Below are 23,666 nucleotides of genomic sequence, written 5' to 3' on the forward strand. Positions count from 1 at the left end.
TAAGCGAATCTTTTTGATAATTATGATGAACTGGCAAAATCTTATCTCCAACAAACGACTCGGGCAGGAAGACCGACACGCTTTACGACACGACGATAGGTCGGAGTTTAAACGCGACAGCGACAGACTTATCTATTCAGCACCTTTCAGACGACTGCAGAACAAGACACAAGTGTTTCCACTACCAGGTAGTGTTTTCGTCCATAACCGCCTCACCCACTCATTGGAAGTGGCATCGTTGGGCAAGTCTTTGGGCGACGACGTAGCACGAAAACTCATAAAGAAACACCCCGAACTGCAAGGAACGCTTTTTGAAGAAATTGGTACAATCGTGCAGACTGCTTGCTATGCCCACGACATGGGTAATCCGCCGTTTGGTCATAGCGGAGAGAAAGCCATACAAGCCTTCTTCACCGAAGGCGCAGGGGCGTATTTAAAGGACAAAGTAAGTCCACGTTTTTGGGACGATATTACCCATTTCGAGGGAAATGCCAACGCTTTCCGCTTGCTCACCCACAGGTTTTTAGGACGCCGTGAAGGCGGTTTTGTTATGACTTACTCTACTTTGGCAAGCATCGTGAAGTACCCCTTATCATCGTCTTTGGCAGGAAAGCACGGCAAATTCGGCTTTTTCGCATCGGAAGAAGAAATATACAAGAAGATTGCCAACGAACTTGGAATTATCAGCAAACAAGTTTCCGACAACGGAACAGCCTACGCTCGCCACCCATTGGTATATTTAGTGGAAGCCGCAGACGACATTTGCTACGAGATAATGGACATCGAAGATTCGCACAAACTTAAACTTCTGTCGTTTGAAGAAACCTCCGAACTGCTGTTAGGGTTCTTCGACGAAGAAACAAAGAAGAGCATTCGCAACCGCATAGTAGAAGAAGGAGTTACCGACAGAAACGAGCAAGTGGTCTATTTCCGTGCTCGTGTCGTTGGATTATTGGAGGCATTATGCGTCAATGTGTTCGTTGAGAACGAAGAATCTATACTTAACGGAACGTTTGAAGGTTCGCTAATCGACCATATTCCAACGCTCCAGCGCAACAACTACAAGCATTGTTCAAAGGTTTCTATCGAGAAAATATACAGCAGCAAGACCGTGCTCGATGTGGAATTATCGGGTTATAAGATTATGGAAACGCTGATGGAAGCACTCATCAGTGCTGCAGTCGAACCCGAAAAGTTCCACAGCAAGCAGCTTATCCGCCGTTTCTCAAGCCAGTACGATATACGCAACCCACATCTCGAAGACCGTATTATGGCAGTAATCGACTACATCAGCGGTATGACAGATATATATGCGCTCGACATTTATCAGAAAATAAACGGCATTAGCCTGCCGATAATCTAACCTTCCGCACAGCAATGGAAAATCAATACAGAAAGACTTTCCCTGACTTGATGGTGAACAAGAAACTTGTTTACGTGCATGGCTTTATGTCGTCAGGGGCTACACACACTGCCAAAATACTGCAAGAGTATATGCCACAGTGCACAGTCATCGCCCCCGACCTGCCTATTCACCCCGAAGAAGCAATGGAATTGCTGCGGAAAATACAGGCAGATGAACGCCCCGACATCATTATCGGCACGTCAATGGGTGGTATGTACACCGAGATGCTGTATGGTACAGACCGCATTTGTGTGAATCCAGCTTTCCAAATGGGCTCTACCATTAGCGAAAGCAACATGCTTGGCAAGCAAGTGTATCAAAATCCACGCAAAGACGGCGTACAGGAGGTTATCATAACAAAGGCATTGCAAAAGGAATACAAGGAAATGACGGAGCGTTGCTTCTCTGCCGTAACGCCCGAAGAGCAAGAAAGGGTGTACGGATTGTTTGGCGACGCCGACCCCATTGTACACACTTTCGACCTATTCCACCAGCATTACCCGCAAGCAATCTACTTCCACGGCGAGCACCGCCTCATCGAAAAAGCCATATTCCACTACATTATGCCTGTCATTAGATGGATTGACGACAAGCAAGAAGGGCGCGAACGAAAAACCGTATTCATTGATAGGGAAACGCTGAGCGACAGTTACGGCAAACCGAAGTCGTCGTTACACAAGGCATACGAGTTTCTACTCAACCACTACAATGTTTATTTCACCGTGCCAGCACCCACCAACAACCCAGCGGCTTTAACGGAAACGCAGGCGTGGATAAGCGATGTTTTCAGTGCTCCTGCGTGGAACCGCACGCTCTTTGTCAATCAACCACAATTCCTTCTTGGCGATTACCTCATCAGTACGCATAGCAACGAGGAATTTATGGGAACGGTATTGCCATTTGGCAGCGACGAGTTTAAAACGTGGGAAGAGGTCATTACCTACTTTGAACGATTGGGCGGACAATGACACAAGACTCTACAACTGCACAGGAACTATTCGCACGGATATTGGAAGTTATCGAATTTTCCGATAACCGCTCCGATGTGCAAAACCGTTTAATGCACGAAACGCTTGTGTTGGCTTGCCACGAAGGACTGAAAGGAACACGGCACGGATTTGGAAACTTATCTTCGCAAGTGGATTCGCTTTGCAAACAGCACCATATAAAGCCACAAGACACAGTCGCTATCCACTTGATGCGCCGCCACAGCAATTCCGTTGCCCCCATTTTGCACAACGATTTGCTCTACGATTGCAGGGCTTTGGCACTTTTTATCTCTGCCGTTTTCAACACGTCGATACCTTCTTTCCTTGTCGGAAAAATACCTAAGGAAGACCGCCGCACGGCAAATATACAGATTGCGAACTACAAATACATTCGCTGCACAGTGCAATCGTGGGACGACAAATACATAAAAGTAAACGTACTGAACCAAGAATGTGGCGAAGAAGAGGTGCTGATAGACTATATCAACACCCCTGAGCACATTGATTTGAGCTACATTCGCAAGATTTTGTGCGAGGGAATGCAGCTCAATCTCTTAGATTGCAATGTTACACGCAAACGCATCGTGCCACGCATCATTGTTGTAGAGCCCGACTTCCTTGTCGATATTTCGTCGATTGCGAACTGCTTCGAGGACTACGGACACCACCCTTTGCTGTTCACCGTAAATCGGTTGCAAGCCCGAACAGCCACCGCCGCCACCCTATTGGGTAATTTTGCAGGCACAGCACTCGACGACATCATCAACAACCCTAACTACAACATCAACGAAACCTTAAAGGCAAACTTCCGAAACAAGGCTTTGGACTTTGCCACGTGCACCGACTTCCGTTCAGATGTATTCAAAAAGGACGGCACAGAGCAGGCGCAAAACATTCAGGACATTGTCGAAGAACTCTTTAAAGACTACGACCGCAACAAGGCAATACTCGAACCGTCGTTCGTTTGCGAAAGTCTGGGCATTCAAGGGCGTGTCGATTTAATGACAACCGACTTCCGTTTGCTTGTGGAACAGAAGTCTGGAAAGAACTTCTATATTGCAAACAACCGACTCAACAACCACGGTTCAAAGCATTTGGAGAAGCATTACGTGCAGGTTTTGCTCTATTTCGGAATACTGCAATATAACTTCAACCGAAGCACACGAAGCACAAACATTCATTTGCTCTACTCCAAATACCCACTGCCCGATGGTCTTTTAGAAGTAGAATCGCTGCAATCGCTGATGATGGAAGCCATTAAGTTCCGCAATCAGGTGGTTGCTACCGAATATTGGATAGGCGACAACGATTTCGCAAAACTTATTCCGCACTTCACGCCCAGCACTTTGCAGCTGAACCACTGCAACCAGCACTTCTTCCAACAGTGGATTTTGCCACGCTTAACCGAAACTTTGGCACCGCTCCACACGCTGACGCCGTTGGAAAAGGCTTATTTCAGCCGAATGATGCGTTTTGTCGTGAAGGAGCAAATCATATCGAAAGTGGGCTATCAAGAGGGCGCAGGCAGCAGCAATGCCGACCTTTGGAATATGCCTTTAGCGGGTAAGATTGAATCGGGCAATATCTATACGGGCTTAACCATTACGCACAAAGAGCAAAGCACAGCGTATAGCGGCTACGACAGCATCACCCTCGCCGTACCAAAACAAAGCGAAGACTTCCTGCCCAACTTCCGGCGTGGCGATATGGTGTATCTCTATGCATACCGAAAGAACGAAACGCCCGACATACGGAAAGCTTTTCTGTTTCGTGGTACACTGCAAGAAATACATACCGACACGGTTGTGGTGCGCCTGAACGATGGGCAGCAGAACCCCGACTTGCTCGTTGGCGACCAGTTTGCCATCGAACACAGCGGTAGCGACATTGGTTGCACAACTGCCATTCAGGGTTTACACACCTTCGTTACAGCAACCAAAGAACGCAAGGAACTGCTTTTAGGACAACGCCCGCCACGGCGAAACGCAGAAACACAACTTTCCCGAAGTTACAATCCTACTTACGACGACGTGATTTTGCGCGCCAAGCAGGCTACCGATTATTTCCTTTTAATCGGCCCTCCAGGCACGGGAAAGACCTCGATGGCGTTGCAATACCTTGTAAAAGAGCACGAAAGAAAGAACATACTGCTGCTTTCCTACACCAACCGTGCCGTAGACGAAATATGCGGAATGCTTGCCGACAACGGCATTCCGTTTCTCAGACTGTCGAAAGAATATTCGTGCGACCCACGATTTACCGACAATCTACTCACCAATGCCGTAAAAACGAATCCCACACTCGAGCATATCAGGCAAACCATCGACTCGTCCCGCATCATTGTCAGTACAACAGCGAGCCTCGCAACCCACACGGCTATTTTCAGCATCAAGCATTTCGAACTTGCCATTATCGACGAAGCAAGTCAGATTCTTGAACCTAACATCGTTGGTTTGCTTGCTGCACACAACGGAGGGGAGCAGGTTATCGACAAGTTTATCTTGATTGGCGACCACAAGCAGCTGCCTGCCGTGGTTCAACAAGACAACAACGAATCGGCAGCCGACTCGTCTTTGCTCGAAGAGATACACCTTCCGAACTGCGCTAACTCGCTGTTCGAACGCCTCATACTTACCGAGTGGGCAGCAGGGCGCACCGACTTTGTGGGCACACTGCGCAAGCAAGGGCGTATGCACCCCGATATTGCAGCCTTCCCAAACACTTACTTCTACGAGCGCGAACAATTGGAATGTGTGCCTTTGGCGCATCAGACGGAACCCAATCTTCCTTACAACGAGCCGAGCGAAGACAAGACCGACGACTTTTTAAAGGCGCATCGAATGGTGTTTATTCCCTCTAAATCGTGCCGAAAACCCTATATTTCCGAGAAGGTGAATACGGAAGAGGCACGCATTGTAGCCGACCTTGTTCGCCGTCTGTACCGCCAAATGGACACGACGTTCGATGCACAGAAGTCGATTGGCATCATTGTGCCCTACCGAAACCAGATTGCGATGATACGAAAAGAGTTGGAACAGCTTCGTCTGCCCGCTATCGACAAGATAAGTATCGACACCGTGGAACGCTATCAAGGTAGCCAACGCGACGTCATTATCTATTCGTTCACCATTCAGAACCGCTTCCAGTTGGAATTTCTCACTGCCAATACGTTCGTCGAAGACGGCAAACCGATTGACCGCAAACTGAACGTTGCCATAACCCGAGCACGCAAACAGCTCATTCTTACAGGCAACGAAGCCACCTTGCGCCAAAACTTTCTCTTCAGCGAACTGATAGATTATATCGACCAAAGAGGCGGAAGAACAATCATTTAATTCTGTTTCCAACATTCATTTTTGCTTCTTGGGACAGATGCGAGAAACACCCTTGTTTTGTAAAGATAATTCTCTTAAAAAGTGATAACTGCGCTTTGGCATTGCGAAAGCGGCTCTTTTGCGTTGTAAAAGAGCCGCTTTTACCGTGCAAAACCTACGCTTTTGGAACGCAAAACAATAGGTTTTGCAAAGCATTGATAACGAGATAGTTATACAATAGACATATTTGCGAAAAATATTTACACGCATATTGCCTTCTTTTTGCTTATAAAATACGGTACGAAACAACGGCAGAGTAGAAATGGAAAGGGGACCTTCGCTTCGGAAAAATGAAGCTGTGTGCTTATCGAAAGTAAATGCCAGCAGGCTTGTTATAACAGTTCCCAACGGTGTTTACTTCACTTATGGGCATAAAAAAAGGAGTACCGCTGTACTCCAACCTTTGTTAACCTTAAATCTAATACTATGAAAAACACATTGCAAAGATAAGGGGTTTTATTGAATAATGAAAATAATATAGCGACAAAATTACCAATTTAACAGTTTTATTGATTTATATCAATTAAGAATAGTATCTTTTATCACCTGTTCCTATGATTTTGCAAGTTTTCCGTACCACTTGCTTACATAAGAGAAAAATGCACAATGTCAAAGTATTTTATATGCTACGATAACACATACATTTTAGTATAAAGGAGAAGTTGTGAAAAATATATTCTATTAATAAGGTGCAAAAAAGCAAGTTTAGTTTGGTATTATAGGTCGAAATTGCTATCTTTGCATCGCAAAATAGACATAAAACATTTTAAATATATAATATACTATGGATTTACTAAGCCAGATTATTGCACGTGCCAAAGCAAACAAGCAACGCATTGTGCTTCCTGAAGCAGAAGAAGAGAGGACTTTGAGAGCCGCAGACAAGGTATTAGCCGACGACATCGCAGAGCTAATCCTCATCGGTAACCCTGACAACATCAAGAAATTGGCTGCCGAATGGGGACTGAAAAACATTGATAAGGCTACTATCATAGACCCTGAGAACAACCCTCGCAGCGAGGAATATGCTGAAAAGCTGACCGAACTCCGCCAGAAGAAGGGTATGACGATAGAGAAAGCCCGCGAATTGGTAAAGAACAACCTCTACTTAGGTTGTATGATTATAAAGACGGAAGGTGCCGACGGACAAATTTCGGGTGCCCTTTCAACTACTGGCGACACCCTTCGCCCTGCATTGCAGATTATCAAATGTGCTCCCGGCGTCAGCGTTGTGAGTGGTGCAATGCTTGTATTGACACACGAGGCACAATACGGAGAGAACGGTGTCGTAGTGATGGGCGACGTTGCTGTAACACCAAACCCAACAGCCGAGCAGATGGCACAGATTGCCTACACCACCGCAGCAACTGCAAGAAGTGTTGCAGGCTTCAAGAATCCACACGTTGCTATGCTTAGCTTCTCAACAAAAGGCTCTGCAAGCGACGCTATCGACAAAGCTACTGGCAAGAGTGTGTACATCATCGACAAGGTTGTTGAAGCAACAAAGATTGCAAAGGAAAGATATCCAGACTTGAAAGTAGACGGCGAATTGCAAGCCGATGCAGCACTCGACCCAGCTGTGGCAGCCAAGAAGGCGAAGGATTCTGACATTGCAGGCAAGGCAAACGTACTTGTTGTGCCAAACCTCGAAGTAGGTAACATCGGCTACAAGTTAGTTCAACGCCTCGGCGGTGCTACTGCCATCGGTCCTATCCTCCAAGGTATTGCACGCCCAGTGAACGACCTTTCGCGTGGTTGTTCGGTAGACGACATCTACTATATGGTAGCAATTACAGCTTGTCAAGCACAAGACGCAAAGGCATAATTCAAGGAATCAGGAGGAGTTGGAGAGTGTAACGGTTCTTTAACTCCTGCATTTTTTCAAATCAGAAAACAAGAATTATATTATGAAGATATTAGTTTTAAATTGTGGTAGTAGCTCTATCAAGTACAAATTGTACGATATGGCTGACGAAAGTGTGCTTGCACAAGGTGGCGCAGAGCGTGTTGGTTTGGACGAAGCATTCGTAAAAGTTACGTTGAAAGACGGCAGCAAGGAAAAGATTATGCATGATATGCCCGACCATAAGGAAGGTGTGAAGTTCGTATTCCAACTCTTGCTCGACCCAAAATACGGCGCATTGAAGAGCTTGGACGAAATCGACGCTGTCGGACACCGCATCGTGCAGGGCGGCGACTTGTTTGAAAAGAGTTGCATTGTAACCGAAGAGGTTGAAAAAGGCATAGAAAGCCTCATCGACCTCGCACCTGTTCACAACTTAGGACACCTCCGTGGACTGAAGGCAGTAGACGCTTTGATGCCTCACACACCACAGGTAACCGTGTTCGACAATGCTTTCCACAGCACTATGCCGCCTCACGCATACCTCTATGCCGTACCTTACGAAATGTACGAGAAGTACCACGTTCGTCGCTATGGCTTCCACGGAACCAGCCACCGCTACGTTTCAAAGCGTGCCTGCGAGTTCCTTGGCGTAGATTATAAGAGCCAAAAGATTATCACTTGCCACATCGGTAACGGTGCGTCAATGGCTGCAATCAAGGACGGAAAGGTAATCGACACATCAATGGGTCTTACTCCGTTGGCAGGTATGATGATGGGTTCACGTTGTGGCGACATCGATGCTTCAGCCGTAACCTACATGATGGAGAAGCTTGGAAAGACTCCACAGGAAATGGCAGACTACCTGAACAAGGAGAGCGGCGTGCTCGGTATCACTGGAATCAGCTCGGATATGCGCGAAATCGAAGCAGCCGAAGCAGCAGGAGACGAACGCGCTATTCTTGCTTTGAAGATGTACACATACCGTATTAAGAAGTATATCGGTGCTTACGCAGCAGCTATGGGCGGTGTAGATGTGATTGTCTGGACAGCAGGTGTTGGCGAAAACCAAACGGGTCTTCGTATGGATTCTTGCGCAGGACTTGAGTTCCTCGGCATCAAGATGGACGCTGAAAAGAACAACTGCCGCGGAGTAGAGCGCATTCTCTCTACTGACGACTCGAAGGTAAAGGTTGTGTTGATACCTACCGACGAGGAAATTGTTATCGCTCGCGATACACAAGAGCTTGTTCTTGAAGCTAAGAAATAAGATAAAAACAAATCATAGGGCAGTAGAAAGTTTGTGTGGGCAAGCATCTCTGTTCCACCTTACTGAATGTAAAGCACCCTTTAGCTTCCTACCCTACTGTCCCTGCGCTACTCGTTTTTCAGACGGAAAGCAGATAAGAATTTTGTAAATATTTATCGCAAGCGTAGCGACTGTATAACAACTTCGCTACCAGCGTGTTACAAAACCTATTGTTTTGCATTCCAAAAGCGTAGGTTTTACACGGTAAAAGCGGCTGTTTTGCGATGCAAAACAGCCGCTTTCGCAATGCCAAATCGAAATTGTCATTTTTCCTACGAATTATCTTTACAGAACGAGGGCTTTCTTCTCAAGCAATAACAAGATTTTTTACTGCAAAAGAAAAGAGGGTGTATCAAAACTTAGAGTTCCGATACACCCTCTTTTATTCTATTTTATTGGAAGTATTTTAAACCTCCGTTTATTCTTGTTTCGGCTTAGAGAAGCTTCTTGCTGAGCTGTTCGAGCATATCGACAGTCATACTCTTGAGGTCGTACTTTGGCTTCCAGTTCCACTCGTTGCGAGCGCAAGAGTCGTCCAAACGGTCTGGCCAGCTGTCAGCAATACCCTGCTTCAATGGGTCTACATCGTAAACCATCTCGAAGTTTGGCTTGTGTTTCTTGATTTCAGCAAATATTTCTTCTGGTTCGAAGCTCATGGCTGCAACGTTGAAACCGTTGTGGTGGATAAGCTTTGTTGGGTCGGCTTCCATCAAAGAAATAGCTGCGTGCAATGCGTCAGGCATATACATCATATCCATATAGGTGCCTTTAGCGATAGGACAAACGAACTTTTCGCCCTTGACAGCTGAATAGTAGATGTCTACTGCATAGTCGGTTGTACCGCCACCCGGAGGAGTTACGTGAGAAATAATACCAGGGAAGCGTACCGAACGTGTATCTACGCCGTATTTCTTCTGGTAGTAGTCTGAAAGCAATTCGGTTGTAACCTTCGATACACCGTAGATTGTGCCAGGACGCTGAACAGTGTCCTGTGGTGTCATATCGTGAGGAGTGCTTGGACCGAAAGAGCCAATAGAACTTGGTGTGAACACTGCACAGTTGTTTTCGCGTGCAATTTCGAGAATGTTCCATAAGCCGTCGATGCCTATTTTCCAAGCCAAGCGTGGCTTACCTTCTGCCACTACCGAGAGCAATGCAGCGAGATTGTAGATTGTGTCGATGTTGTACTTCTTCACTACCGCTGTAATCATCTCAGGATTTGTAACGTCGCATTCTGCCGATGGACCACCTTCAAGAAGTTCGCCAGTAGGTTCTGCACCTTTAATAAAACCTGCAACAACGTTGTTGCCACCGTAAATGCTGCGTAATTCTCTTACAAGCTCTGAGCCAATCTGACCCGTAGAGCCAATAACCAAAATATTTTTCATATTATTATTGAATAGATTTTTCGTTTCGTGCTGCAAAGTTAAATACTTTTTTGATTAATTTAGGAATTAGAAGTATTAATGTTGTATAAAAAAACAGCGTTACTATAAAATAATCTGCTTTTAAGTTTCTTTTCTCGAAAAATATCAAGACCTTTGTAGTTGAATAATTAAAAACTTTATGCTATGTATGGTAAAATGAAACAACATCTCTGCGATGCACTCGCAGGACTTAAAGACGCAGGTCTTTACAAAGAAGAACGTATTATTGAAGGACCACAGCAAGCAGAAATCTTAGTGAAGGGCAAGAAGGTGTTAAACTTCTGCGCTAACAACTATCTCGGCTTGTCTAACCACCCACGCCTTATCGAAGGTGCGAAGAATATGATGGACAAGCGTGGCTTCGGTATGTCTTCTGTACGTTTTATCTGTGGAACACAAGACAGCCATAAGGAATTGGAAGCTGCCATTTCCGATTACTTCAAGACAGAAGATACTATCCTCTACGCAGCTTGCTTCGATGCTAACGGCGGTGTATTCGGCGCATTGTTCAACGAAGAAGACGCTATCATCTCTGACGCATTGAACCACGCTTCAATCATCGACGGTGTTCGCCTTTGCAAGGCTAAGCGTTATCGCTATGCAAACGGCAATATGGAAGAATTGGAGAAGTGCTTGCAAGAAGCACAGGCACAGCGTTTCCGCATCGTTGTTACCGACGGCGTGTTCTCTATGGACGGCAACGTTGCTCCAATGGACAAGATTTGCGACCTCGCTGAAAAGTACGACGCACTCGTTATGGTAGACGAAAGCCACTCTGCAGGTGTGGTTGGCGAAACCGGACACGGCGTAAGCGAACTCTGCAAGACCTACGGCCGTGTAGACATCTATACAGGTACACTCGGCAAGGCATTCGGTGGCGCACTCGGAGGCTTCACCACTGGTCGCAAGGAAATTATCGACATGCTCCGCCAGAGCAGCCGTCCTTACCTCTTCTCTAACTCTTTGGCTCCAAGCATTATCGGTGCGAGCCTCGAAGTTTTCAAGATGTTGAAGGAAAGCAACGAGTTGCACGACAAGTTGGTAGAGAACGTAAACTACTTCCGCGACAAGATGATGGCAGCTGGTTTCGACATTAAGCCAACACAGAGTGCTATCTGCGCCGTTATGCTCTACGATGCGAAACTCTCACAAGTTTACGCTTCAAAGATGCTTGACGAAGGCATCTACGTTACAGGTTTCTACTATCCAGTAGTACCAAAGAACGAAGCACGTATCCGTGTGCAGATTTCTGCAGGCCACGACCGCGAACAACTCGACAAGTGTATCAACGCTTTCATTAAGATTGGTAAAGAACTTGGTGTGCTGAAATAAACTGCAGACGCTATCGGCATAATATAATAAGGTGGATTTAAGACAACGTTGGTTGTGTTAAACCCACCTTTTTTGTTTTGAGCATCTACGCTTTTTCTTCTGTCTACTTACAGATTAGCAGAACTTTATTGAAGAGAATATCTCATACAAGCAAAATGTCAACTATTTAAATATCGAACAAATATATGCATTCATCTATTATCAAATTAAAAGGTATGATAACAAATAGATTCGTCCTTTTAACTATATCCTTTCTAATCCCTATCATATCATTTTCGCAAAGTAAATCAGAGTTGGACGTTTTCAAGCATACTGCAATTGACACAACCCAACTTACAGTTTCTTACGAGCTTACTTTTAAATATGATATTACGGGGGCGGAGAATCCTCGCCAGGACAAAGTTTACACTTACATCGGACATCGAATATGCCATAGTTTTGTAGAAAGCGAACGTAGCACCGACTTGAACATGGCTGCTCAATATCAGGAAACAGGAAGTCGTGGTTCAAGAGCAGCAATGTTATTGGCATCTAATGTGGGTGAAATTTACACAAACTATCCTAAAGGAAAATTTACTGTAATTTATAATATGGATGGTGCTGGCTCATATCTTTATGAAGAGACAACTCCTAAAATGCCTTGGAAGATTTCAACAGAGCATAAAACAGTATTGGGATATAACTGCACAGCTGCTACATGTAAGTATCGTGGAAGAGAGTATAAAGCTTGGTTTACCACGGATATTCCCTTATCTTATGGTCCGTGGAAGTTTGCAGGATTACCAGGGCTAATTATGGAAGTAAAAACACAAGACGGCGACTACCACTGGATAGCTACAGGAATTGAAAAACCAAAGGAAGTAAAACCTATCTACTTCTTGGATAGAACCTATGTAAAAACTACTCGAGAGAAAACAAGAAAGCAAGAACATCTTCTTTTAAAAGACCCTGCTGCATATTTGGAGAGTTATGGTATTGAATTTACTGTAATAAGCTTTAGTGGAGAAACTGTAAAACTTAAGCTCTTCACCTTCGAAAATCCTATAGAAAAGGAATGAAACAGAGAATACTTATCTTTTTTATACTGGGCTTTTTGCCATCTTCACATGGTATGGCACAGATAGAGTTAGAAGGTTCTACTAACTTTATCATATCCGGACGCGTCATTGATAACAATCAAGAACCTGTAGAGGGTTGCATACTTTCCCTTCTGCAGGTAGAAGACTCTACTTTCGTAGAACACGGACTAACAGGAGAAGATGGAAATTACTCCATATCCTTCCGTTCCAATAAGCCCAACCTATTGCTCCGTCTATCTGGATTCAACATAAAACAGCAGATAAAAAAGATAAGTGTTCAAAATCAGTGCATCAATTTCAAAGCAGACTATGAAAGCATTACATTAAAAGAGGTTGTCGTGAAAGCGCAAAAGATGTGGGGTAGCAGGGATACACTCAACTATCTTGTATCTTCCTATATGAAGGAACACGACCGTACAATAGGAGATATACTCAAGCAATTACCTGGTATCACCATAAACGATGGCATTATCAAGTATCAAGGTGTACCCATCAACCATTTCTATATCGAGAATATGGACGTCTTGCAGGGTAGATATAACATTGCAATGAATGGCATCAGAGCCGAAGATGTAAGTACTGTACAAGTATTAGAGAACCACGAATCTACCAAAGCTATGCAAGATCAGTTATCACCAGAGGCGGCTGCAGTCAACTTGAAACTGAAGAAAAAAGCCAAGAGTACGTGGAATAAGTCGCTCAATCTTGGAATAGGATATGATGCTGACGGTATGAAATGGAGTGCAGATGCCGGTCTTATGTACTTCGGACTTAAGCGTCAGCATGTTATTTATTACGAAACCGATAATGTTGGAGCATCAGTAAACTGGCTTACAAAATATTATGGAGGCAACTATCTTGGTGCTTCCAATATGACTTCCATTATCTTCCCAGACTTATCTCCATTAGGAAAAAGCCTGAGAAACAATCAGCACAATCTCTCTCTCAGCAACCTTCATAAGTTAGGGAAAACCGCACAGCTACATTACAACTTAACTTATGGGCACGACATACAACGCCAAAACAGCTTCTCACAAACTACATATCTACTGCCTGAAGCTAATTTTCGCACCATAACAGAAGATATTTCCTCTCACCATACTACTAATTCAGCTACGCTTCAACTAGATTTCGAAAACAATGCTGACCGTACCTATCTACGCAATACACTCGACTTATCTGGACAATGGAGCAAAGACAATGGTATGGTGTTATCCAACAGTTCACATATTCAGCAGCACGCCTTCAGTAGAAATCTTGGTGTGAGCAACAAAACGCAATGGATTCACCGTACAACCAATGGCGGAGGCTTCGAAATCAGCAGTACCAACTTTGCACAGACTAATCCACAAGCACTCACAATAACCGATGATATGCAAGCCAGACAAGAAGTCAAAGTTACCAATATTGCAAGCTACAACGAATTTTCCCTCGTTAGAAACGTGCGTCGTCACCATTGGGCAATGACACCCATAGCGTCGTTAAACGTTGAATATGTAGGACTAACCTCATTGCTTACCCACGTTGATGTGCCTTCGTCAAACAAAGGCGATATGGAATATTTTACTTTAAAAAACAATGTTGGAGCAAGTTTACAATATGTAAAGAACAATTTCAGAACGGTGTTCAAACTGCCATTGTCTCTCATTTATACAAAAGTAGATAACGAACCTATAGCCGATGAGTTTACAAGCAGCCACCGAACAAAATTGCTTTTCTCTCCCTCCTTCGCACTATTATGGAAAGCATCCGACCATTGGACATTATCAGCCAATGGCAGATACGGTATGTATCCTACTGGATGGTCAAACCTTTTAACCGCCTATTTAATGAAAAACTACCGAACATTGAATCGTTACAGGGTAAATCTTGCTGAAAGCAGATCGGCTTCCATAGATGCCAAGCTACAATATAAGAACATTCTTAATGAGTTCTTTGCCTACCTTTCTGGCTCGGTTGGTCGTCAATGGAGCGATATTGTGTATGGAACAACGATAAATGAAAACGTGCGCACAGTGATGCAGGCTGAATATCTACCACATCATACAAACAATTATGCACTAACCGCAAATGTGCGAAAGGAGTTTGGGTGGCATAACGCAAGCGTTGAACTCACAGGTACTTATGCCATTAATCAGAGCAAGATGCTACGTCAATCGGTTGTATCAGATTATCGATTTGACAGTTATTCCATTTTAAGCCGCTTTGCAATTGATATTATTAAAGGCATAAGGCTCACGGAAAACTTTAGATGGTCGGTATTTCTCTCAAAATCAGAGAATTATAAGAATAAAACACATAGCTTTAATAATGACGCCACCCTCAACATCAGTATTATTCCCAACCGCTTGATGTTCAAAGCCGATATGCAATACACTCGCAATAGTCGATTTACCAACAAGCGGAACTACACATTCTTTAATGCTGGCATGAATTATAAAGCAACCCAAAAATTAGAACTGCGTTTGAATTTTGATAATATTTCCAATACCCGAACTTTCGTTTCTTACGCAAATAACGACTTCACAGAAAATTATACTTCTTATCAGTTACGTCCACGAAGCATCATGTTCGATATACGCTTTATACTATGAGCAACATAAATTTTTCTCTTCTTCTTTCCATACAATCAAGTCATGTTAATTAGATTTTTCTCCTAAAACGATTTATTGTTGCTTAGAGAATAACGTTAAAATAGTTTTAATTTTGTAAAACAAATCCGATTGAAAAATAAGACCTACGCTTTCGCTTTGCAATAGCGGCTGTTTTGCGATGCAAAACCTACGCTTTTACCGTGCAAAAGAGCCGCTTTTGGAACGCAAAACAATAGGTTTTGTAACGCGCTGACAGATAAGTAATTATACGATTGATGCGTTATGCGGTAATATTAACATTCTTAACGCTTTTTAAGAAATTCGTTATAGTGCTATCAATCATTGAAAATAAAAAAACGCAAAGCGTAGAATGGCTTTGCGGTAGGTCTGTTCTGACGATAAGTTTTTAGAAATCTGCCTTTATTTTTTCCGCACAATGGTCAGCCCATCGCGCAAAGGGAGTATTACGTTTTCCACACGGTCGTCGTGCGCAACAAAATCGTTGAACTTGCGAATACCTTGCGTCTGGTGGTCGTGGTCGTAGGCTGTGTCGATTACGTGTCCGTCCCAAAGCGTGTTGTCGGCAAGTATGTAGCCGCCGTGGCGCAACATCTTCAGCACCGTCTCGTAAGTTTCAAGATACGTTCGCTTGTCGCCGTCTACGAAAACCATATCGAACGTAATGCCCAACTTGGGTGCTTCGACGTTGGCATCGCCAATACGGAAGTTTATTTTGTCGGCTACTTTCGAGCCTTCTATCCACGGACGGGTGAAGTCTTCCATCTCATCGTTTATCTCAAACGTATAGAGTTTGCCGTCGTCGGGCAGCCCTTCGGCAATGCAAATGGCAGAATAGCCACTGAAAGTGCCCACTTCGAGCACGTTTCGGGGCTGCACCATCTGCACCAACATCTTCAACAGGCGACCTTGCAGATGTCCGCTTGCCATTCGTCCGTGAACGGTGTGTATGTTCGTTGCTCTGTAAAGTCGGTACAAATAGTCGCCTTCGGGGGCTATGTGGTCGAGGATATATTTGTCTATCTGTTCGGTTTCCGTCATCGCTACTAGCCTTTCTGCAATTAAGAATTTCTATCTATGCCTTTCAATGCCTCCACTGCCAAGCGGTAAGAGTCCATTCCGAATCCTTGAATGGTGCCGATGCAAGCAGGCGCAATCATTGAATGGCGGCGATATTCCTCGCGGTTGTTCACATTACTTATATGTACTTCCACCACAGGAACGGCAATGGCACGAATGCAGTCTTGCAGCGCAATGCTGGTATGGGTATATGCACCGGCATTCAGCACGATGCCGTCGTAGGCGAATCCCACCTCTTGCAACTTGTCGACGAGTTCGCCTTCCACATTGCTCTGATAGTATTCAATGTCTGCATCGAGATACATCGCACGCAGTTTCGGTAAGTACGACTCCATAGACTGGCTGCCATAAACACTTGGTTCGCGCTTACCCAAGAGGTTCAGGTTAGGACCATTGATGATGATTATTTTCATATTACACAGAAATTACTTATCTTTGCACCCATTGGGGCACTATCTCTGCAAAAATACACAATAATATGGAAACGAGCAAGGAAACATCTTCTAATCTTATTCGCAAGTATCAGCGTTACCTGAAGTTGGAGAAAGGCTATTCGCCAAATACGCTCGATGCCTACATACGCGACGTGGACAAGTTGCTGAAGTTTCTTTCCGATGAGGAGAAAACGCCACAGGAGGCGAAGTTGGAAGATATAGAGAACTTTGCAGCAGCCGTGTGCGACCTCGGGATAGGTGCTCGGTCGCTGGCTCGGATATTGAGTGGTGTCAGACAGTTCTATCGCTTCTTGGTACTCGACGGATATATGGAGGCAGACCCTACCGAATTGCTCGAATCGCCAAAACAGCCGCAACATCTGCCAGAAGTGCTTTCGACGGCAGAGGTAGATATGCTGGAACGTGCCATTGACCTATCGAAATGGGAGGGACATCGCAATCGTGCCATCATCGAAGTGCTGTTTTCGTGTGGCTTGCGTGTGTCGGAGCTTACGCATCTGAAGCTTTCAAACCTTTATCGAGAGGAACAATTTGTTCGTGTTATGGGCAAAGGCTCGAAGGAACGCCTCGTACCTATATCGCCAAAAGCCTTGCAGGAATTGGATTATTGGTTTGCCGACCGCAACCAAATGAAGATTAAGGAGGGCGAGGAAGATTATGTTTTCCTGAACAGACGTGGGGCACACCTTACCCGAACCATGATTTTGATAATGATAAAGAACTACGCAAGAGATGCAGGAATAAAGAAAACAATATCGCCGCATACGCTGCGACACTCGTTTGCCACGGCTTTGCTCGAGGGTGGAGCCAACTTGCGTTCCATTCAGGCTATGCTTGGGCACGAAAGTATCGGTACTACCGAAATATATACGCACATCGACACGACCACGTTGCGCGAGGAAATTCTTAACCATCACCCACGAAACATTGCCTACAAACAGCAGCATGGGCAATAGAAATGGCTAACAAGAACAAACAACAGACAATGGAAAAGAAAACAACCATACTCACCATTACAGGCTCTGACAGCACGGGCGGGTCGGGCGTACAGGCAGACATAAAGACCATAACGATGTTAGGGGCGTACGCTGCCACTGCCATAACCTCGGTTACGGCGCAAGACACCGAAGGCATACAGCAGCTTTACGACATTCCTGCCGAAGTTTTGGATATGCAGATTCGTGCCGTACTGAACGATTTGAAGCCCAATGCGGTGAAGATTGGTATGCTTCGGAGCGTGGAGCAGGTACTTACCGTAGAACGATTGCTGTGCGAATACAATCCTGAATTTGTGGTTTTAGATGCCGTCATCATCAGTAGTAAGGGCAAAATGCTTATGCCGAAGAAGGTGGTAGATGCGATGGTACAGCGGCTTTTCCCATTGAGCAGCATCGTAATTATGAAGCAAAATAGTGCTGCCTATATGCTGCAAGAGGGCGAAACCCACAGCAACGAAGCGTTGGAACGAATGGCACGGAAGATTTTGCTATTCGGTAGCGCAGCGGTAGTGCTGCAAGGAGGGGTCATAGCCAAAGCTTCGCTCACCGATGTGCTGGTAGAAAGCAACAGTACAGAAGCTCATTTTTACACCCGTCCCGGCTTTATAGACCGCATCACGCACGGTTCGGGTGGCGCATTTACGTCGGCAGTAGCTGTTCATCTCTGTGCTGGCGACACCGTAGAGCGTGCCATCGGACAGGCTTCGGATTATATGTGCCAACTCATTTTGCGTTCTGCCGACTCTAATCTTGGCACAAACGCACAGCTGCTCGACCACAGTAGCGACCTGCCACGACAGACTATATCCGACCGAATGTTGGAGTTGTACAACCAATTGATGGACAACATTGCTGCCAACCACCGCAAAACGGGCGAAGTACGCTTCTATGCCAATGCACTGAACGTTACCCCTCGCTACTTGGCACAGGTAACACGGCGCGTAGCAGGGCGCACTCCCAAGCAGCTCATAGACGACTATATAATAAAAGAGGTGGAAGCAAACTTGGCTGGAACAACCCTCAATATTCAGGAAATAGCCTTCGCTTTCGGTTTCTCATCGCAAGTACAGTTCAACAAATTCTTCAAGAAGATGAAGGGTTGCGCCCCTGGACAATACAGAAAACAAGCCAAAAGCGTAGCAGTATAGTCCCTGTCTACGTGATACTTGAAACCCTCTCTCCAAATCAGAAACGAGGTTTGAAAACGCAACACCCGCAATTGCAATAAATCAAAAAAGACCCCTTAAAGCATAAATTTATGCATTTTCCCAACTAAAAATTTGTGCATAAGCCAAAAAAGCATTATCTTTGCACTCGCAATTGTCCTATGGTGTAATGGTAGCACAACAGGTTTTGGTTCTGTTTGTGGTGGTTCGAATCCGCCTAGGACAACTTCCTTAGAAAGTCCACACGCAGCTTTTTTACTGCTTGTGGACTTTTTTTATTGATGCTTTCATCATACTACAGCATCACCCTCATATACATCAACTTTGTAAAGATAATTCTCTTAAAAAGTGATAATTGTGCTTTGACGTTGCGAAAGCGGCTCTTTTGCGTTGCAAAACCTACGCTTTTACCGTGCAAAACAGCCGCTTTTGGAATGCAAAACAATAGGTTTTGTAATATATTGATGTATAGTGAGTTACACCATCATTATGCTTTTGAAAAATGTTTACAACTTTATTATCTTCTTTTTGTTCATAAAGTAACGTGGTTCTTATATTGGATTCAGTTTAGAAAAAACAGAAAAAAGTCGCAATAATTTGATAAAACTGCAATAATTTATTTATATTTGCCCCAAATTCTATTAGCAAACAACTATTTAACAGGAAAGGTATGAAGATTGAACAAAAAGAAATTGTAAAGGTCGTACTCGCCATTATCGTGGGCGTTGCGGCTGTGGCAGCCTGCTGGCAAATAGCACGTGGACTGCAGAACTTCCGTCGTGGAGAGAATAAAATTCAGGTTACGGGTATGGCAGAGAAGCAAATTACGAGCGACCTCATTGTATGGAACATCACCGTCAGTGGGAAAGCATTCAATAAGAGCGAAGCCTATGCCGAGTTCGACCGTTCAAACCGTCAGGTAAGAAATTACTTGCGCGATTGCCAAATCCCTGATTCGTGTATCGAAGCCAACAGTGTCAGCATTGACAAACAGACACGTAGCGAGTACGATTCAAGCTCTGAACGCTACATTGAAATTGATGATGGCTATGCGGTAACACAGAACATTGCAGTCAGTTCGCGCAATCTGCCTGTCATAGAAAAGGCTTATCAGAAAATATCTGCGCTTTACGAACACGGTGTAAACTTCAGCAGCAACGACCTGCTCTATTATTACACCAAGCTCAACGACTTGAAAATGGAACTTCTGCACAACGCCAGCATCGACGCTTACAAGCGTGCTGAAACCATTGCTGAGGGCTGCAACGCATCGGTAGGCAGTCTGCAATCGTCGTCAATGGGCGTGTTCCAGATTGTCGGACTGAACAGTAGCGAAGATTATAGCTGGGGCGGAACCTTCAATACAAGCGACAAAGAGAAGAAGGCAAGTATCACAATACGTGCTACTTACTCGCCACGCTAATGGCAAAATCTATCTGCACGTATAGCAAAACGTGCCAAAACATAGCGGATTTACAGACATAAGAGCATACCTACGCTGCGTATGACAATCATCATTTGTCCAATATAGCAACTGTAAGTAGTCAGATTGTGGTTCTGAGTGTCATGGTTCCAATCCGCTGACGATAACTTTTAATATAAGGAAAGAGGGGATATCGAAACACAAAGTTTTGATACGCCCTCTTTTCTTTTGCGCATTAACTGTTCGCAAGCCATATTAAGGCACCATAATAGCAGCGATAAGAAAGTACCAGAAGAAAGCGTTAATCACGAAATAAAGACCAATGGATTATCGCAAAACTATCTCGGAACTGTGAAAAAATAATAAAAAACAAGGGCTACTTATAACCTCTCTTGCTCTGTTCTGAAAAATATTAGTACATTAGCAAACGACTATCATAAACTATGATTACGATAACCAAACATTTAAGATTCATCATAAGAAACCAAATAATTACCTTTTAATCATTACATTTATTACATTATGAGAAAAAACTATGTACGATTAGCCCTATTGGCAACATTAACATGCGCAGTTACAGGCAATGTTTCTGCCCAATTAAACAACAGAACAGAAGTGAAAGAAGCAACACAAGGTGTTCAGCCACAGAACTTCAAAGCCCCCGCTAAAGGCTTCAACTTCGGTCAGAATATGGCAAACGCACCATTGGCGTCCTTTGCGAAAGCACCGAACAAGTACGGTGATGAGCAGCTGGTAATGAAGGAAGACTTCTCTAAAATGACCGCTGGCAGCGAGGCTGCACCCGATGTGAACAACAGCCTGATTAAAGATGACTTCGAATACCCTTGGATTAATACAAAAGACGAGTTCTTCAATACTCCGGGTTGGGGTTCTGGCAATGCCTATTCAGCAGGCGGAATGGTTTACCTTGAATCAGGTCCACAGGATATGGCACACATCAACACCCCTATGCTTAATGTAAAAGCCAACGGTGGCATTGCTTGGATTCGCTTCAAGGCACGTGCAAAGAATGCCGGAGAAACTCCACAAGTAATGGTTGAGGCTGCTGAAACATATAATATGTCGCCTACATGGTCAATGATGGGTAGCGCAGCACTTCCTCAGCTAACCACAGAATGGAAGGAATACTCTATGTTCTTCTACGGTGGAGGCGAATACACACTTTTCAACATCGTGTCTGTTATGGCACCTATATATATTGATGACATTGAAGTGTTTACCGTTAAACAGCACGTTAATACACCAACTATGCTTCCGCACACCAACTACGAAGGCACAAGCTTCGATGCAAACTGGACTCCTGTAGACGGTGCCACAGGCTATATGGTAAATGTCTTCACTATGGACAAAGAAGGAAAGACTACTTACCTCTTTGAAAACAAGGCGGTAACCACCAACAAGTTCAACGTAACGGGTGCAGAATCTGGAAAGACCTATTTCTATAATGTATCTGCAACAAAGGACGACCACGTTTCAATTCCTTCTGACAAGATGTTTGTTTTCAACCTTGTTGCTCCCGAAATGAAGGAAGTAAGCAACTTCGATGGAACGAAATACACTGCATCTTGGGGAACTGTTCCTACGGCTGAACGCTACAACTACATTGCTTACTACGACCGTAAGGCTGCGAAGGCTGGCGAATTTGTTGTTACCGATGAGAACTTCACCGATGTAAGAGATGCACAAGGAAACCTCACCGGTTGGACAAAGGAAGAACCTAACCCAGGTTCATACAGCGAATACTATATCCCTGAAATGAAGCAGGCAGGCTGGAGAGGAACCAACTATGCTCCTTACACCGACTACATTTGCTTGGACGGCTGGCAATATTACCACAACCACACCGATGCTGGTCTTATTTCGCCAGAGTTGGATATGTCGAAAGACAATGGTAAGTTCACTGTTAATATTAAACTTGCTGGAGCTCCAACAGCGGCTCTCGACGAAAACGGCAACGAAATCACTGTTTACACACAGGCAGCTTTCGCGCTCTTCAACTACAACGAGACAACTTGCGACTACGAGCAGGCAGAGCTTATCTATTTGCCAGGACACCCCAACGCAGTAAACGACAAGTGGAAGAACTTCACCGTAAACTTCACAAAGGGTTCAAAGAAGTCTATCATAGGTATCTATGCCGTTTATGCTGACGAGCACCTCTACCTTGACGACTTGAAGATTACACAGAACTACCAAGCTGGCGAAAGCCTGAACGACCCATTCTGCTACCGCAGATGGCTCCAAGAACCAACTGCAGAAATCACTATTCCTTACTTTGTTGGTACGTCAGAAGTTACTCACCGCGCATCAGCTTATAAGGTAAATACCGACAGAAACGTGAAGAAGAGATTCGTAGAGAGCAAGTACAGCGAGCTCAAGAAGGTTGGTACTGCCAACAGCATCAGCGGTGTCGGACTTGCTAAGGCACTCGTAAAGGTAGAAGGCAGCGATATATGTGTGAACAACATCAACGGCGAAGACGTTCAGGTTTACACACTCGACGGACAACTTGTTTACAACAACAAGGGCGAAAAGAACCTCCGCATTCGTTTGGCACAACACGGTGCTTACATTGTAAAGGTTGGCAACAAGTCTGTAAAGCTCGTTTTCTAATCATTTAGATAAAACATTAATAAGAGAGTAATCGAAGCTTTGAGTTTCGATTACTCTCTTTTCTTTTGCAGCAAAAATCTTTCTGTTGCCCAGCAAAAACGCTCTTATTCTGTAAAGATAATTCGCAGGAAAAATGATAATTTCGATTTGGCATTGCGAAAGCGTAGGTTTTGCAACGCAAAACAGCCGCTTTTACCGTGCAAAACCTACGCTTTTGGAATGCGAAACAATAGGTTTTGTAATTCTCTGACAACAAGATAGTTACACAATAGCTACCCTTGTGAAAAATATTTACACCTTTATTGGCTTATTTTCACCTATATAATAAGGTACGTAGAAGCAGCAATGTGAGAAGCTAAAAAGTTCTTTTTACTTGGAAAAACCAAGCTATTAGTCTGCTTATTTAAAGGTTTTATCCTTACTAACTATTCGTATTATGCTGTTATACAATAAAAAATATCTTATAATTAACATTTATTAGTGCGATAAAATTGCAACTGTTACGAAATAATCGTAAGTTTGCAACAGAAACATATAAAC

The 23,666-nt window shown here is 44.3% G+C and carries 15 protein-coding genes and 1 tRNA gene; 13 read left to right on the plus strand and 3 right to left on the minus strand.

The window, feature by feature from the left end:
• The first annotated feature begins 25 nt into the window (after positions 1–25).
• From dgt to BWX39_RS00410, 5 genes are all read left to right on the plus strand, one after another.
• Complete coding sequence (gene dgt / locus BWX39_RS00385; protein WP_028905937.1) at positions 26–1,363, plus strand: dGTP triphosphohydrolase; 1,338 nt, start codon at positions 26–28, stop codon at positions 1,361–1,363.
• Between the two features lie 14 nt (positions 1,364–1,377).
• Positions 1,378–2,373, plus strand: coding sequence for a YqiA/YcfP family alpha/beta fold hydrolase (locus tag BWX39_RS00390; protein ID WP_028905936.1), 996 nt, complete (start codon positions 1,378–1,380; stop codon positions 2,371–2,373).
• Positions 2,370–5,729 (plus strand): AAA domain-containing protein, encoded by a 3,360-nt coding sequence (locus BWX39_RS00395; protein ID WP_028905935.1) that lies wholly within the window; start codon positions 2,370–2,372, stop codon positions 5,727–5,729. Before BWX39_RS00390 ends, BWX39_RS00395 begins: the two co-directional genes overlap by 4 nt.
• Before the next feature lie 823 nt (positions 5,730–6,552).
• Entirely contained in the window at positions 6,553–7,593 is a 1,041-nt protein-coding gene (gene pta, locus BWX39_RS00405) for a phosphate acetyltransferase (protein ID WP_028905934.1), read from the plus strand.
• 82 nt (positions 7,594–7,675) lie between these two features.
• Positions 7,676–8,881 carry an acetate kinase gene (locus BWX39_RS00410; protein WP_028905933.1) on the plus strand — a complete coding sequence of 402 codons (1,206 nt, stop codon included), beginning with the start codon at positions 7,676–7,678 and terminating at the stop codon, positions 8,879–8,881.
• A 473-nt stretch (positions 8,882–9,354) separates the two neighbouring features.
• Here the strand turns inward: BWX39_RS00410 and BWX39_RS00420 are convergent, their stop codons facing one another.
• Positions 9,355–10,308 (minus strand): NAD-dependent epimerase/dehydratase family protein, encoded by a 954-nt coding sequence (locus BWX39_RS00420; protein ID WP_028905932.1) that lies wholly within the window; start codon positions 10,306–10,308, stop codon positions 9,355–9,357.
• A 183-nt stretch (positions 10,309–10,491) separates the two neighbouring features.
• Between BWX39_RS00420 and kbl the strand changes: the two genes are divergently transcribed.
• The 3 genes from kbl to BWX39_RS00435 all read left to right on the plus strand — a co-directional run bounded on the left by kbl (position 10,492) and on the right by BWX39_RS00435 (position 15,352).
• Positions 10,492–11,679 (plus strand): glycine C-acetyltransferase, encoded by a 1,188-nt coding sequence (kbl, locus tag BWX39_RS00425; protein ID WP_028905931.1) that lies wholly within the window; start codon positions 10,492–10,494, stop codon positions 11,677–11,679.
• 215 nt (positions 11,680–11,894) lie between these two features.
• Complete coding sequence (locus tag BWX39_RS00430) at positions 11,895–12,737, plus strand: GLPGLI family protein (protein WP_050955388.1); 843 nt, start codon at positions 11,895–11,897, stop codon at positions 12,735–12,737.
• The gene (locus BWX39_RS00435) at positions 12,734–15,352 is read left to right on the plus strand and encodes a hypothetical protein (protein WP_244271481.1); all 2,619 of its coding nucleotides are present in this window, start codon (positions 12,734–12,736) and stop codon (positions 15,350–15,352) included. The genes BWX39_RS00430 and BWX39_RS00435 overlap by 4 nt, the downstream gene beginning before the upstream one ends.
• A gap of 420 nt (positions 15,353–15,772) precedes the next feature.
• On the opposite strand, the gene BWX39_RS00440 is transcribed toward BWX39_RS00435, so the two are convergent.
• Entirely contained in the window at positions 15,773–16,411 is a 639-nt protein-coding gene (locus BWX39_RS00440; protein WP_028905928.1) for an O-methyltransferase, read from the minus strand.
• Between the two features lie 20 nt (positions 16,412–16,431).
• On the minus strand, positions 16,432–16,863 hold the full coding sequence (aroQ, locus tag BWX39_RS00445; RefSeq protein ID WP_028905927.1) for a type II 3-dehydroquinate dehydratase: 432 nt from the start codon (positions 16,861–16,863) through the stop codon (positions 16,432–16,434).
• Positions 16,864–16,928: 65 nt separating this feature from the next.
• Here aroQ and xerD point away from each other — a divergent pair, with 65 nt between their 5' ends.
• The 5 genes from xerD to BWX39_RS00470 all read left to right on the plus strand — a co-directional run bounded on the left by xerD (position 16,929) and on the right by BWX39_RS00470 (position 23,126).
• Positions 16,929–17,861: a site-specific tyrosine recombinase XerD gene (gene xerD, locus BWX39_RS00450; protein ID WP_028905926.1), complete on the plus strand. Its 933-nt coding sequence runs from the start codon at positions 16,929–16,931 to the stop codon at positions 17,859–17,861.
• A 29-nt stretch (positions 17,862–17,890) separates the two neighbouring features.
• Positions 17,891–19,051, plus strand: a complete 1,161-nt coding sequence (locus BWX39_RS00455; RefSeq protein WP_028905925.1) for a hydroxymethylpyrimidine/phosphomethylpyrimidine kinase — start codon at positions 17,891–17,893, stop codon at positions 19,049–19,051.
• A 173-nt stretch (positions 19,052–19,224) separates the two neighbouring features.
• Positions 19,225–19,295 (plus strand) — tRNA-Gln (locus tag BWX39_RS00460).
• Between the two features lie 444 nt (positions 19,296–19,739).
• Positions 19,740–20,492, plus strand: coding sequence for an SIMPL domain-containing protein (locus BWX39_RS00465; RefSeq protein WP_028905924.1), 753 nt, complete (start codon positions 19,740–19,742; stop codon positions 20,490–20,492).
• Positions 20,493–21,014: 522 nt separating this feature from the next.
• Entirely contained in the window at positions 21,015–23,126 is a 2,112-nt protein-coding gene (locus BWX39_RS00470; RefSeq protein WP_028905923.1) for a hypothetical protein, read from the plus strand.
• Positions 23,127–23,666: the final 540 nt, after the last annotated feature.

Origin of the sequence: Prevotella intermedia ATCC 25611 = DSM 20706 (assembly GCF_001953955.1) — a bacterium.
Lineage (GTDB): Bacteria > Bacteroidota > Bacteroidia > Bacteroidales > Bacteroidaceae > Prevotella > Prevotella intermedia.

What these genes read in the sequence shown, in the direction of transcription:
- dgt (WP_028905937.1), top strand. Translation starts at nt 26, where the DNA reads ATGAACTGGCAAAATCTTATCTCCAACAAACGACTCGGGCAGGAAGAC.
- BWX39_RS00390 (WP_028905936.1), top strand. Translation starts at nt 1,378, where the DNA reads ATGGAAAATCAATACAGAAAGACTTTCCCTGACTTGATGGTGAACAAG.
- BWX39_RS00395 (WP_028905935.1), top strand. Translation starts at nt 2,370, where the DNA reads ATGACACAAGACTCTACAACTGCACAGGAACTATTCGCACGGATATTG.
- pta (WP_028905934.1), top strand. Translation starts at nt 6,553, where the DNA reads ATGGATTTACTAAGCCAGATTATTGCACGTGCCAAAGCAAACAAGCAA.
- BWX39_RS00410 (WP_028905933.1), top strand. Translation starts at nt 7,676, where the DNA reads ATGAAGATATTAGTTTTAAATTGTGGTAGTAGCTCTATCAAGTACAAA.
- BWX39_RS00420 (WP_028905932.1), bottom strand. Translation starts at nt 10,308, where the DNA reads ATGAAAAATATTTTGGTTATTGGCTCTACGGGTCAGATTGGCTCAGAG.
- kbl (WP_028905931.1), top strand. Translation starts at nt 10,492, where the DNA reads ATGTATGGTAAAATGAAACAACATCTCTGCGATGCACTCGCAGGACTT.
- BWX39_RS00430 (WP_050955388.1), top strand. Translation starts at nt 11,895, where the DNA reads ATGATAACAAATAGATTCGTCCTTTTAACTATATCCTTTCTAATCCCT.
- BWX39_RS00435 (WP_244271481.1), top strand. Translation starts at nt 12,734, where the DNA reads ATGAAACAGAGAATACTTATCTTTTTTATACTGGGCTTTTTGCCATCT.
- BWX39_RS00440 (WP_028905928.1), bottom strand. Translation starts at nt 16,411, where the DNA reads ATGACGGAAACCGAACAGATAGACAAATATATCCTCGACCACATAGCC.
- aroQ (WP_028905927.1), bottom strand. Translation starts at nt 16,863, where the DNA reads ATGAAAATAATCATCATCAATGGTCCTAACCTGAACCTCTTGGGTAAG.
- xerD (WP_028905926.1), top strand. Translation starts at nt 16,929, where the DNA reads ATGGAAACGAGCAAGGAAACATCTTCTAATCTTATTCGCAAGTATCAG.
- BWX39_RS00455 (WP_028905925.1), top strand. Translation starts at nt 17,891, where the DNA reads ATGGAAAAGAAAACAACCATACTCACCATTACAGGCTCTGACAGCACG.
- BWX39_RS00465 (WP_028905924.1), top strand. Translation starts at nt 19,740, where the DNA reads ATGAAGATTGAACAAAAAGAAATTGTAAAGGTCGTACTCGCCATTATC.
- BWX39_RS00470 (WP_028905923.1), top strand. Translation starts at nt 21,015, where the DNA reads ATGAGAAAAAACTATGTACGATTAGCCCTATTGGCAACATTAACATGC.